General features: G+C 41.7%; 13 protein-coding genes. 7 read left to right on the top strand and 6 right to left on the bottom strand.

What is annotated here, in order from left to right; translation table 11 throughout:
- Nucleotides 1–716: 716 nt before the first annotated feature.
- Entirely contained in the window at nt 717–1,178 is a 462-nt protein-coding gene (locus P2W82_RS20860) for an FKBP-type peptidyl-prolyl cis-trans isomerase (protein WP_336517880.1), read from the bottom strand.
- 288 nt (nt 1,179–1,466) lie between these two features.
- Between P2W82_RS20860 and fmt the strand changes: the two genes are divergently transcribed.
- Both fmt and P2W82_RS20850 read left to right on the top strand, forming a co-directional pair.
- Complete coding sequence (gene fmt, locus P2W82_RS20855; protein WP_336517879.1) at nt 1,467–2,393, top strand: methionyl-tRNA formyltransferase; 927 nt, start codon at nt 1,467–1,469, stop codon at nt 2,391–2,393.
- Between the two features lie 462 nt (nt 2,394–2,855).
- Nucleotides 2,856–3,983 (top strand): lipase family protein, encoded by a 1,128-nt coding sequence (locus P2W82_RS20850; protein WP_336517878.1) that lies wholly within the window; start codon nt 2,856–2,858, stop codon nt 3,981–3,983.
- Nucleotides 3,984–4,284: 301 nt separating this feature from the next.
- On the opposite strand, the gene P2W82_RS20845 is transcribed toward P2W82_RS20850, so the two are convergent.
- Entirely contained in the window at nt 4,285–6,174 is a 1,890-nt protein-coding gene (locus tag P2W82_RS20845; protein WP_336517877.1) for a monovalent cation:proton antiporter-2 (CPA2) family protein, read from the bottom strand.
- A complete protein-coding gene (locus P2W82_RS20840) occupies nt 6,164–6,784 on the bottom strand; it encodes an NAD(P)H-dependent oxidoreductase (RefSeq protein ID WP_336517876.1) in 621 nt (206 codons plus the stop codon). Before P2W82_RS20840 ends, P2W82_RS20845 begins: the two co-directional genes overlap by 11 nt.
- A 128-nt stretch (nt 6,785–6,912) precedes the next feature.
- Here P2W82_RS20840 and P2W82_RS20835 point away from each other — a divergent pair, with 128 nt between their 5' ends.
- A complete protein-coding gene (locus P2W82_RS20835) occupies nt 6,913–7,812 on the top strand; it encodes a helix-turn-helix domain-containing protein (RefSeq protein WP_336517875.1) in 900 nt (299 codons plus the stop codon).
- A 231-nt stretch (nt 7,813–8,043) separates the two neighbouring features.
- Here P2W82_RS20835 and P2W82_RS20830 read toward each other — a convergent pair whose 3' ends face one another.
- Both P2W82_RS20830 and P2W82_RS20825 read right to left on the bottom strand, forming a co-directional pair.
- Nucleotides 8,044–8,478, bottom strand: a complete 435-nt coding sequence (locus tag P2W82_RS20830) for a response regulator (protein WP_336517874.1) — start codon at nt 8,476–8,478, stop codon at nt 8,044–8,046.
- Between the two features lie 20 nt (nt 8,479–8,498).
- Nucleotides 8,499–8,858, bottom strand: coding sequence for a hypothetical protein (locus P2W82_RS20825; protein WP_336517873.1), 360 nt, complete (start codon nt 8,856–8,858; stop codon nt 8,499–8,501).
- A 456-nt stretch (nt 8,859–9,314) separates the two neighbouring features.
- Between P2W82_RS20825 and P2W82_RS20820 the strand changes: the two genes are divergently transcribed.
- The 4 genes from P2W82_RS20820 (at nt 9,315) to P2W82_RS20805 (ending at nt 12,662) form a co-directional block, all read left to right on the top strand.
- The gene (locus P2W82_RS20820; RefSeq protein ID WP_336517872.1) at nt 9,315–9,692 is read left to right on the top strand and encodes a hypothetical protein; all 378 of its coding nucleotides are present in this window, start codon (nt 9,315–9,317) and stop codon (nt 9,690–9,692) included.
- Nucleotides 9,693–10,259: 567 nt separating this feature from the next.
- Entirely contained in the window at nt 10,260–10,814 is a 555-nt protein-coding gene (locus P2W82_RS20815) for a YceI family protein (protein WP_336517871.1), read from the top strand.
- A 102-nt stretch (nt 10,815–10,916) separates the two neighbouring features.
- Nucleotides 10,917–11,810, top strand: coding sequence for a site-2 protease family protein (locus P2W82_RS20810; protein WP_336517870.1), 894 nt, complete (start codon nt 10,917–10,919; stop codon nt 11,808–11,810).
- Between the two features lie 69 nt (nt 11,811–11,879).
- Entirely contained in the window at nt 11,880–12,662 is a 783-nt protein-coding gene (locus tag P2W82_RS20805) for a rhodanese-like domain-containing protein (RefSeq protein WP_336517869.1), read from the top strand.
- Here the strand turns inward: P2W82_RS20805 and P2W82_RS20800 are convergent.
- Nucleotides 12,659–13,111, bottom strand: coding sequence for an acyl-CoA thioesterase (locus P2W82_RS20800; protein ID WP_336517868.1), 453 nt, complete (start codon nt 13,109–13,111; stop codon nt 12,659–12,661). The genes P2W82_RS20805 and P2W82_RS20800 overlap by 4 nt on opposite strands.
- Nucleotides 13,112–13,122: the final 11 nt, after the last annotated feature.

The raw sequence follows: 13,122 nt of genomic DNA, 5'->3' as shown, positions 1-13,122 counted from the left end.
CGCCTTGCCTTTCCCAGCGTTCGCCAATGCATGAATATACCCCTCATAAAAGGGAGTTCAATTATGCAGGATGAAAAAAACCGATTCATTTTTGAATCACATAAGAACGAGATAGCGTCACACGGCTTGAGATCGGGAAACTATTCTTGAATTTAAAATTCTACAGACACAAGCCCATATAAAACAAATCGTATCAGCATTCTTTGCAGCTTGTATTATCCTCAGAGAGCCGAAGACTTTTGAGGTTTTCGAAATAACTCAACAGCAAGCCATTGATTCAATGAAATATGGGCTGAGCTCGAAATTAAATTACACAGTAATTGATATTGAATTTTCGGAGCATGATCAAAACAAAATTGTTTATTCTTTCCTGAGCCTGTTTATACTTCCAGTAATTTATCACTTAGGCGCTAAAATCTATAAATCCGATCTGTATCCTGATGTTTTTTTGGCAAAGCGGCGGAGCTATTATTAAGGATGAACTTTCGATAGGCATATTATGGACAAACGACCTGTATGGCATACAACAAAAAAGGCCGGGAAATCCGGCCTTTTATTTAAGTCAAATATCAGTTAAAGTATAATAAACTATCCACTTCAACAGCAATGCCATTATCACGCCTGATACTACTCACCTACTACTACTCACTGGCTGTTCCTGTTGCCTATTGCCTTTTTACTATTGCCTGGCTGTTCCTACCGTCTACCGTCTCCTTTTAAAATTGATCCGGCGTAATAATCAACGGTTTTCCGCCAACGATTTCCACCAGCTCAACATCAAAAACGAGGTCCTTGCCAGCAAGCGCGTGATTTGCATCGAGAACGATAATGTCATCTTTCACCTCAAGAACAACAACAGGAATAGGATTCCCTCTCTGATCTCTCAGCGTTAACTGCATACCTGCTTCGATCGGCATATTTTCCGGGATATTTGATTTCGGAAAATCGATCACAGCCGATTCATCCCTTTCACCATAAGCATCTCCGGGCGCGATCTGGATTGTTTTTTTATCACCCACTTGCATTCCTTTTACGCCTTCATCGAAACCGGCGATCATCATTCCACCACCGACGGTAAATTCCAGCGGACTGCGACCGACGGACGAATCGAAAGTAGTGCCATCAAGTAATTTGCCGGTGTAGTGTACCCGTACCACATCACCCACTTTTGCTTGCATAATTTTTCTATTTTTTGTTTTTGAATATTATCTTTTTTAAGACGGGCCAATGAACCAGTCCTTGCTGCACCGAAGATAAAAACCTGCAGCCGTTGTATGAACGAACAGCAAATTTACCTCATCCGTCACAATTGGGACTATTAAATTTACCCCAAAGGAATCCACATGAAGGGGTGAAAATCATCAAAAAATAAGCTTCTGGCTGAACATTCTTGTCTTCCTGCTTCTTTCAAGATCATTATTCACTTTAAGACTGGTATTTCAGCACGTTAGCGTAATCTTGCACCCATGAAAAATCCCCGGATTATTTTTATGGGAACCCCGGATTTTGCAGTCGCTTCGCTGGAAGCCGTACTGAATGCTGGTTTTGAAGTGATTGCTGTGGTTACCGCGCCAGACAAACCCGCGGGCCGTGGTTTGCAGGTCAATGAGAGTGCAGTCAAAAAATTTGCTGTTGCTAATGGTATTAAAGTACTTCAACCGCTGAAATTAAAAGACCCATCTTTCCTATCTGAGTTGCAGGAATTAAAAGCCGACCTGCAGATCGTTGTTGCATTCCGGATGCTTCCGGAAATGGTATGGGATATGCCGCCGATGGGAACCATCAATGTGCATGGTTCATTACTTCCTCAATATCGCGGAGCTGCACCAATCAATCGCGCCATTATGAATGGAGAAACGGAAACAGGCGTCACTACCTTCAAACTGAAACACCAGATCGACACCGGAGATATTCTTCTTCAAAGGAGGATTTCCATCGGCGAAAATGAAACTGCTGGTGAATTACATGACCGTATGAAAGTGGTGGGAGCAGATCTTTTAGTGGAAACCATTCAGAAAATAGTCAATGGTGATATCAGTACCATCACCCAGGACCAGCTGAATCCCGACCAACTCAAACACGCACCGAAAATATTTACAGAAGATTGCAAAATTGATTTCAGCAAAACAACTGCTGAAGTACACAACCAGGTCCGCGGCCTCTCTCCTTTTCCCGGAGCTTTCACTACACTGCAAAATAAAAACTGCAAAATCTTCAAAACAGAAAAGAGAATCACCGGTCCGTCAATTCCTCCCGGCGAATTTGAAACCGATGGAAAACAAAGATTATCCTTCGCCTGTGCAGATGGATATGTCGATGTAAAAGAATTGCAACTGGAAGGAAAGAAAAGGATGCAGGTGGAAGATTTCCTGCGAGGATTCAGGAAGGTATAACGTAGAACGTTAAACGTAGAACGTTAGCTCTTTTGGAAGCAATGTGTCTGAGAATACAGTTAGAAAAGCAGAAAACGGAAACAGAAACAGTGAACCGAAACTGAAAACAGGCATCAGAAACCTGGCTGTTTCAACGAAAAACGAACAACGAACAACGATGAACTGGCTGTTTCTGAAAACCGACAACCCAGCGGAGAAACAGAAATCAGAGACAGTGTACTACAAATGAAAACAGAAACCTGGCTGTTTCAACGAAAAACGAACAACGATGAACTGGCTGCTTCAGACAACCGACAACCCAGCGGAGAAACTGAAATCAGAGACAGTGTACTACAAATGAAAACAGAAACCTGGCTGTTTCAACGAAAAACGAACAACGAACAACGATGAACTGGCTGTTTCTGACATCGACAACCGACAACTGACAACTATTAATTACTTTTATTCCTAAATCAAAACTGAATGAAGTCCAGCATATTACTGCTCGTATGCGCAATTATTTCCATAATCAGTTTTTCACAGGATGAGTTCAGTCCGGGTTTTAATCCGGCAGAATATGAAGACCTTCTCAACATCAATGCAATCACCCACACCGCAGATATTCCCCTGGGAAAAGAATCTGGCGTCGTACATAAATACATTTTAAAATACAGGTCCGCTGAAATGGGATTAAAAAATCTTTGGGAACTCTGGCTTCGGGATGATCATGTGGCCGTAGTCAGTTTTCGCGGGACAGTTGCTAATCCGATCAGCTGGCTGGCCAATTTTTATGCAGCAATGGTTCCGGCAACAGGTTCCATCCATTTAAACGACAGTACTGATTTTAAATACAAACTCGCTGAAAGTCCGAAAGCCACTGTTCATATCGGCTGGATGATCGGCCTGGGATATCTCGTGCCCGAAGTAGTAAGAGAACTAAACACGGTTTATAAAGAAAAAAATATCCGGAATGTACTGATCATCGGACACAGCCAGGGCGGAGCACTCGCAACACTAGCTACAAGTTATTTACGTCATGCTCAAACCGGGGGAATTATTCCGCCTGATATTGTGTTCAAATCCTATTGCAGTGCGGCTCCGAAAGTGGGCAATCTATATTATGCGTACGATTTCGATTTTATCACCCGTAACGGCATGGCCTACACGATAGTCAATGCGCTGGACTGGGTACCCGAAACGCCTATTACTATACAGACAGCAAAAGATTTTAATGCCGGGAGCCCTTTTCGCGACCTCACTCCTATCCTTGGTCAGCAGAAGTTTTATGTACGCTGGTATGTCAATGGCATGTTCAACAAACTGGAACGGTCAACAAGAAAAGCACAAAAAAGGACAGAAAAATATCTCGGAAAAAAAATGTGCAAACTGGTGAAGAAAGTATTGCCGCAATTTGAAGAACCTGCTTATGCACACAACAGCATGTTCATGCGCGCAGGAATTCCGATCGTTTTACTTCCCGATGCAGAATACAATCAGAAATACCCAGAAGATCCTGCAAAGACCTTTCAGCATCACATGATTGAGCCTTATCTGATGCTGCTTCGGAAAGCCTACGACGTTGAACGTAGAACGTTGAACGTAGAACGTTGAACGTTAGCTCATGCGAAGGCAAAGCTTATTCGTATTTGCCGGTTTCAGTCTATACATTACTTTACAAGATTGATTGAAATGTTCTCCTGTTTACAATATGGGGAAAACAAAGCATTTACTAAGTCTTACAGGTTTAATGTTAAATATTGCAGCTGACTGGTAATCTGATCCTTTATTGAAATGGTAAGTAATAATTGTTAGTTGTATTATCATATTGATTGGTGCCTGCAAACAAGAATAAGCAAAGCACCCGCTTAGGCGTACGTTTAACGTTCTACGTTTAACGTTCTACTTTTAACGTTTAACGTTCAACGTTCGCCGCTTCTTCCCTCAACGATTCTGAATCCCAGGCTTCATCGCGGTTGAGACCCATATCTTCCAAATCGGTCTGGATAATTTTTTCCTGTTCTTCCATTCTTTCCCTTGCAGTAGTAATGTACTGACCAAGATCATCGCGAGTGGCAGCCAGCGTTTTCAATGATTTTTCGTCATGTTTTAAAAATATGGATGCTGCTCTTTTTGTACGATAAGCGCGGAAGCCAAGCATTTTTAAAGCATCCTGACCAAGACGAAGAGAAGTATCAATCGTTTCACGGTAGATATGCATCATTCCCGCATCCATCAACTCATATGCATCCATCCTGTTTTTTGCACGTACGAGCAGTTGCAGGTGAGGAAAATGTTTCTTTGCAGTTTCCACTACTTCCAACACTTTCTCAGGATTTCCTATTGCAACGATTAAAATTGATGCTTCATCTGCTCCTGCAGATTTCAGGAGATCAGCGCGTGTGGCATCACCGTAATAAACATTGAAACCCATTTTCCGGAGCAGCTCCACCTGATCGGAATCAATCTCAAGCAATGTAGGTGTAACTCCGTTCGCGCGAAGAAACCGACCGATCGTGCTTCCGAAATGGCCAAAGCCCGCAATGATGACTTTGTTTTTTTCGTTGATGACGGTGACTTCCTCTTCAACCTTCTCTTCGATTTTACAACCCAGCTTTGGTGTGAGCCATTTTTCATTGAATAAAAGCAGGAATGGTGTGAGCGCCATGGAAATGGCCACCACCGCCATCATGATCTCGATAACCTCTTTACTCAGGATATTTCCTTCGGAAGAAAAAGACAACAACACAAATGCAAATTCACCCACCTGGGAAAGCGCGGTCGCGAATAACAGGTTCTGATCCATGCCCAATTTGTAAACTCTGCCAAGCATAAAAAGAATCAGTGCTTTGATCAGGATGATCGACATCACGAGACTTACAATGAGAATCGGCTTTGAAGCCACCATATTAAAATTCACAGAGGCCCCCACAGCCATAAAAAACAGACCCAGCAACAAACCCTTGAAAGGATCAATATCACTTTCAAGTTCATGTTTGTATTCACTGTTGGCAAGAACGACACCGGCCACAAATGTTCCCAATGCAGGACTCAGGCCTACTTTCTCCATAAATACAGTGATAGCAACCACCAGCAATAATGCCGTCGCAGTAAATATTTCGCGTAGCCTTGTGCGTGCCACAATGCGCAGTAATGGATTAATGATATATCGTCCTGCAAGTACAACGCCCACAACTGCACCAATGACAGATATAGTACGAAGCCATCCCGGAAGGCCGCTGATCCAGGTATGTTTTTCTGCATCCGCCCCGGTAGCGGCAACGGAATGAACAGCCAGTAACGGCAACACTGCGAGTATCGGGATCACGGCAATATCCTGGAATAATAATACAGCAAATGCACTTTGTCCGGCTGACGCACGCATCAATCCTTTTTCATTAAGCGTCTGCAGAACAATTGCTGTGGATGACATCGCAATGATGAGCCCGAGAGCAAGTCCCTCTTTCCAATGCATATGGAAAGGCAACGACAATAATGCTACCACAGCTGCGGTGATCAGCACCTGCAGCCCGCCCATTCCAAGTATACTGGAACGCATGCGCCAGAGCAACTCAGGTTCAAGTTCCAATCCTACCAGGAAGAGCATCATCACGACACCAAACTCAGCGAAATGCATGATATCATCACCTTGCTGCCCGATAAAACCAGTAACATACGGACCAATAATAATTCCGGCTATGAGATAGCCCAGCACGGATCCCATGCCTAGTTTTTTTGCGATCGGTACAAAAACCACGGCTGCCGCGAGATAGCCTAGTGCCTGTATTAAAAAATCACTGTTCATGTAATGAGTTGTTTAATGCGATCAATCCTTTAACACCATCAATATAATTTTCACCGGCCAGTTGTTCGGGTTGTATCTGGCCCGTTTGAAGTGCAGTAAGCAATTGTGCATATCCTGCAGCAACTTCGGCAATTTCGGTTATACTTAAACGATGCGTACCATGTATAACATATGGCGAAAGATATTCCATATGGCATAGCCGGAAACTCTGTTCGAAAGGAGTAAGAAATTGCCGGAAGGTAAACCGGTTTCTTCCTTCGGGTGAGTAGAGTTCTTGCTTTCCTCCGGCGGATACCACCTGGAGAACAAATTTACCTGTTAATGCAACACCACCCCTGCCATATGCCCAGCCGTACTCCAGCACCAGGTCCAGCCATTGTTTAATTATGGGTGGCGCGCTGTACCAGTAGAATGGATGTTGCAAAACGATGATGTCATGGGCAAGCAATAATTCTTTCTCTTCATTTACATCAATATCAAAATCCGGATATTCTTCGTATAAATCGTGAAAAGTCACCCCTTTTACTTTTTTTGCCGCAGCAGCAAGTTTGCTATGCACACGCGATTTCTCGAGCAAGGGATGCGCAAATAAGACCAGGATTTTTGCCATTCAGGAAAAAAAATTAAGCCGGTAATTTAATTGAATTGCTTCAAACCAGATGCGGTCTTTACCCACAGCCCGATTTCAGCGCTTCTGACTATTTGCTTATTTTTAGCTTTGCGATAATCACAAGTGAAATGAATAAATCTGGAATTGGCAGGCCGGTGATCGCCTCTCTTGAACTGACAAACAATGGTCGTCCCGTCCAGTTTGTTTTAAAGACGATGCAGGAAGTGGAAGCTGCACAGCAGCCGGAACTGCATACACCGCACAGGCATAACTATTATACGATCATCTGGGTAAGGGAGGGAAAAGGGAGACATGATATTGACTTCAGATCCTATGAAGTCACAGATAATACGTTGTTTTTTATCAGTCCGGAACAGGTACACAACCTGCAGATGGAGCCTGGCCATGAAGGGTATGTGATGCTCTTTACAGCGGATTTTGTTGAGAAGAACGGATTCCAGGTCGACTGGCTGAAAGAAAGCGGCTTCTTTTTCCGTTGCGATGATGTGGCTCCCCTGAAAATTCCCGGGGCGGAAGAAGCCAATACACTCAGGCAGATCATGCATATGATTGAAAAGGAATATCAGGACCGTCAGAAGTTTTTCAACGAGGCCATCGTTTCGCTGTTAAAACTTTTTGTACTCGAGTGTATGCGTATCCGTGAAGAGTACGGATTGATATTCCAGGAACGCTCACATGCAAAAGCTCAGCTTGTAAAACAATTCAAGGATCTCCTGGATAATAAGTTTGCGCAATGGCACAAAGTGGCGGAATATGCTGCAGAAATGCATATCACAGCTAATTACCTGAATGAAGTACTCTCTACTGAAACAGGGATGTCAGCGAAAGATTTTATTCTCAATCGCATCATGCTGGAAGCAAAACGATTTGCAACCTACTCCAATACCAGCGCGAAAGAAGTTGCTTTTGAACTTGGCTTTGATGATCCGGCACATTTCAGCAAACTTTTCCGGCAGCACCAGGGAAAGAGTTTTACGTCGTTCAGGACAGAGCTGCAGCAAGTGTAGACGGTAGACAGCAGAGGCAATGGCCAGAAGGTGACAGAGCAGCAAACAGTGTGTTAAACAAAACGGTCTATTGATTATGATACCCTTCTATGGAGCAGTTGGTAGCAGATATTTGAATTCGTCCAGGGCATTTACAAAAAATCCGGTTTTGGTTTTCGCACATTTTGTCGACTAAAAATTCAAGCATCTTGATATGCAGCAGAAATTTCCGCTTTTGAGTAAAGATTCTTTTTATTGAGCATTTTTAATATAATTAGGCGACTCACATTCCTGCCAGTATTCCACAATCTTTATGATAACCTTTTTTAGTTTATCATAACTGACTGGTTTAACAAAGAATCCTTGAATAGACCTTGAATAGGCATCGATTACATGTCTCTGTTCGCCACTTGTGGAAAAGAAAAGGTAAGGGATGGATTTTAACCTTAAATCTTCATTATTGTGAATTTTTTCTCTCAATTCCATGCCGCTTAATTTTGGCATATTTATATCCGAAAGGACGAGAAAGGGCTCAATCTCCGTTTTGGTCAGGTATTCCAAAGCTTGTACACTATCGCCAAAGAAAATAAGTTCGTTCTTATAATCGAGCTCTTTAAAAATGTCATTCAATAAATCCTGGTCATCAATGTCATCTTCAATTATAATAATCGGGCCGCGTTTGTTCATAGTAAGACAAATATTTTCACTCAACCATTTTTTTCTGCAACTTCAAAATCTATTTCAACTCCTTTTAACTGAAACAATAAATTTTGTAGCTGGTGTAATGCAGTTAGGCGGACACCTATATATCTTTGGCCAAAATCTTTTACGTTATAATCCTGGTCCATCTCAAGCAAGTATCCCATTTTAGGCAACACCTGCTTCTTTTGCCATGTTTTAAAATAATCGTGAAAACTAAAGCCACATTTCTTTAAGATTGCCTGATTCAACTCTATAGCTGAGAAACTATCGGCATCATCGATAGAAGCTCCATTCATTATTTTGCAAAAGTTACCTTCCTTATTTATCACCCAGTTGCCAAGTCTTAATTCAATTTTAGGTATCATAAATCATTATTTAATAAAAACGTTCTTTAAAGCTGCAGCCGCAATGATTTGAAGAATTACAATAGAAGCAGATGTAAAAGGAAAGATTTATTACGAAGTGCGATTGAAAAGGTAGGCTTAAAAATCAAAACAAATTAATTTATATCCAGTTTAATAGCTTACCTTGTAAGTATACCACAGCAATAGCACCCGTTTCGACTTCTTCACAAACATTGGTTGCAAATCTTACTGACGACTTTCTTAATCTTTAAGCAGTGTAAACATTATTTTAAATGGAAAGGTTCTGCTCATTCTTTTACCAGAGATAGGAGCACGATATATTGGTGATTCACTCAATACTGGTTTTCAAAGTACCAATACTATAAAAAGGAAATGAAATAAAGGTAGGTGCAAGATTGCAAGGAACTTACCCTTTATTGAAGACTTATACCTATTTTATCACGAAAAATTTAATTAATGAAACAAACAAAACTTTTTCTAATTACAAGCCTGCTGCTATTTTCCGCTTCGGCTCTTTATTCGCAAAAATATAAAACGACTGCAGATACCGTTAAGCTGAATAAGGAATATGTACAGGTAAGTAATGACATTGCCGAACTTACATCTAAACTCACTATAGCTCAAAATAACCTGCCGGGTTTTCAGGCAAAAGCGGGAGAAGCAACTACGGATGCTCAAAGCAGTGCCAATGCAAGTAGCCAACAGGCAGCGAAGGCGACTAAAGGTGACTTAAGCGAGGCTAAAAGCGCAAAAAAGAAAGCAAAGAAAGCCTACAGGAATGCGCAGCATGCTAGCAATGCAGATGACAGTGTAACAGAGCAGGAAAAAAAATAACCAAACTCACCTCCCAGTTAGAGAAAAAACAAGAGAGGCTCAGGGAATTAGATGATATGAGAACAGCAATAGAAAATAAGTCACTGTAGAAATTTTTTTTAAAAGTGCCACCGCTCACATAACTGTTACCGGTGGCTTTTTATTAAAAGTTGGGTCTGATTATTTTTTGCATCTCTGCATGATAATGTACGCATTATAAAAAACCCGTAAATAGGCAATTGGTAGCAGATATTTGAGTACCGACTTTTTACCAAGTGATAGCTGAGCTTGTAATAGATTGAAATACGAAGTTAAAATGGTAGAGAATTCTTTATACTCTCCACAAATACGAAATGCATCGCGTAGTCTCTACAAAAATTTTACAGACTTTGAGCTTTAGTCTTCTGATTTTGGCTCTTGCCTGCCGACCTGCCGACCGACAGGTTCCAGACTCCCTGCTATCGACTACCTACCACTTTCCTCCAGTATAGCGGTCGGCCGTAAAAAGTACAATTATGCCCCTCGTTTGTACAACAATGCCTTACCAGGTAGCGGTACCTTTGCTGTACAAACATTAAAACAAAAATTATGAATACGACAACAGCAACTAAAACTACCTGGGCAATAGATGCCGCACACTCTGAAATCAGTTTTAAAGCAAAGCACCTGGTGATAACGACAGTGACAGGGAGATTTGCCGACTACGAAGGAACAGTAACGACTGATAATAACGATTTCCGTGGAGCAGAAATTGAATTCACTGCTAAAACAGGAAGCGTTTCCACGGGAAATGAACAACGCGATGGTCACCTGAAATCACCTGAGTTTTTTGATGCAGAAAAATACCCCGAAATAAAATTTGTGGGAACTGACCTGGTGAAAAAAGGTGATGACAAATATATTCTTACCGGAAACCTGACGGTGAAAGATGTAACCAAACCAATATCTCTTGATGTTGTGTTTGAAGGTATCAATAAGGATCCTTTCTATGGTAAAACAAAAGCAGGTTTTGAAGTGAATGGTGTGATCGCACGTAAAGATTTTGGTCTGACATGGGATGTTCTGACCGAAGCTGGTGGTGCGCTGGTAAGTAATGATATCAAAATTCATTGTACTATTCAGCTCGATAGAATTGATGCATAAATAGTTTGTTTGTTTTGATTTGACGGTCCGGAGTTTTCCGGACCGTTTTTTTTATTTATATCATCGATTTCAATTGCTGATGACTTATTTTAGTTGCTTACGATGGATGCAGATAAAATATCGGCCGATAGTATTGCCCGTCCCTGGTTAAAAACGTTAACGGGATTATTGCTTTATGTCCTCGTATACTATGCCATCTTCAGGGAATTCCGCCATGTAATATTGCTTATTGCGGTGATCGTCTTCCATGAATGCGGGCATTTCCTTGTGATGAAAGCTTATGGATATAAAGATGTGCGTATGCTTTTTATACCTTTTCTTGGTGCATTTGTTTCCGGCAAATCAGAAGGAATTTCTCCCGCACAGAAATCAATCATGATTCTCGCGGGGCCAATCCCTGGCATCATTGTCGGCGTGATACTTTTTTTCATCTATCTCGCCAAACCGAATCCATTGCTGTTTGAAGGAACTGTTCTTTTTCTTCTGCTGAATGGCTTCAACCTGCTGCCCGTAATTCCATTAGACGGCGGGCAATTATTACAAACGCTTTATTTTGAAAATAATGTAATTGTCCAGATTTCATTTCTTTTAATTTCTGCGCTGGTTGTAGTACTGTTGTCGTGGTTTCTTCATAATTACCTACTTCTTGTTATTGTATTGATTCCCATTCTCCGGTTAAGGACATTGTACAGCCTTCAAAAACTCCGGAGGTTTATGACCAGGGAAGGCATTAACCTCAATCGTGCATACGAAGATCTGAGCCACGATCAGCTGGAATCAATTCGAAAGAAAATGTTAAAATTTTATGAAGAGGAGGACGAAGAGAGTCTTACAGAGGCCGACAATCAGGCTATCCGGAACCTGACAAAGACATTGTTCAAAGCCAACACAGCCGAGGCGACGCTACGAACAAAATTTTTCTTTACATTGATCTGGTGTTTAGGATTGATTTTTCCGTTAATTGCATTACTGTACTTTGTAAGTGTTAAACAATAGCGGTTTAACAAATGGTGAAGGCTGATTATCTTATAACCTTATTAATTTTGATCAGGAATTAAAACCTGCATGAGTAGCGCAAAAATAATTTTACTGTCACTAACTCTTACGGCTGTATTTTCCTGTTCGCATCTCTCTCACGAAGAAGCGAACATAAAACCATCTGAGTTTGCAAAACTCGCTTATGATTCAGGCGCACAGGTGCTGGATGTAAGAACGATTGGTGAATTCCGTAGTGGCCATCTTAAGGGAGCCTTGCAGGCGGATTGGCTGGATCAGAATCAATTTGCAGAAAGAATCAACTATCTCGATAAAGACAAACCCCTGGTGGTGTATTGCATGAGTGGTAAACGAGGTCTTGAAGCTGCTGAATTTTTGCGGGGAGAAGGTTTCACCAACGTCAAAAACCTCGATGGCGGTTTGATTGCCTGGAAGACTTCTGGAAAAAAGCTCGTTGAATGCAAACCTCACGGCAAGGAAACGCCAACAGAAGAATATGCAAAGCTTATTAATAGCGCACCACAGGTGATTGTAGGTTTCAATGCAGCATGGTCTCCGCCCTGCAAAAAGATGGAATCCATACTAAGCGATTTTGAAAATACACAGACAGGCCAGGTGAAAGTAATTTCAATGGATGGCAGTACTGAATCCAAACTGATGTTGAATTTAAATGTTGAGGCGCTGCCAACATATATACTTTATCGTCAGGGAACTGAATTCTCGCGGAAGCAAGGTGTACTTACAACAGCGGATCTCGCTGACTGGGTTGCTGTAAAAGCATCAGATGAAAAACAAATTGATTCCAACAGGACTATCGGACAGATAGCGAGAAAACAAAGCAGCAAACACTAACTCTCAGGTTCCTGCCATATAAAATCTTCACTTTTGGGAACAACATCAAGAAATTTTTGAGATACTTCTGATGGCAGACCCGTCAGTTTTCTTTTTACAAGATCGATCCACGCCCCATCAACATTAATCACTGCAGCAACAGTGTCGGCGTTTTTATAGATATGATGCCTGAAACTGAAACGCGACATATCCCTTCGTGCCGCAGTAAGACAGAAATCTATTTCAACCTTATCCTGGAAAAGGAGCTCACGCCTGAATACACATTCTTCCCTGAAAAGAATGGGTCCAACACCTAATTTCCGCATAGCCTCGGGTGTAAAACCATGTTCCACAAGATAACGCGTACGGATATGCGCTGCAAAGTCATAATACTTCGAATGAAGCATGTGGAAATTGGGATCCAGGTCAGCCCAGCGAACCTCAATCGCTATCCGGAATGGTTTGATCATTCTTAAAAGAT

Origin of the sequence: Pollutibacter soli (assembly GCA_029269725.1) — a bacterium.
Lineage (GTDB): Bacteria > Bacteroidota > Bacteroidia > Chitinophagales > Chitinophagaceae > Pollutibacter > Pollutibacter soli.
Note: the sequence above shows the minus strand (reverse complement) of the source record. Positions and strands in the feature narration are given on the sequence as shown.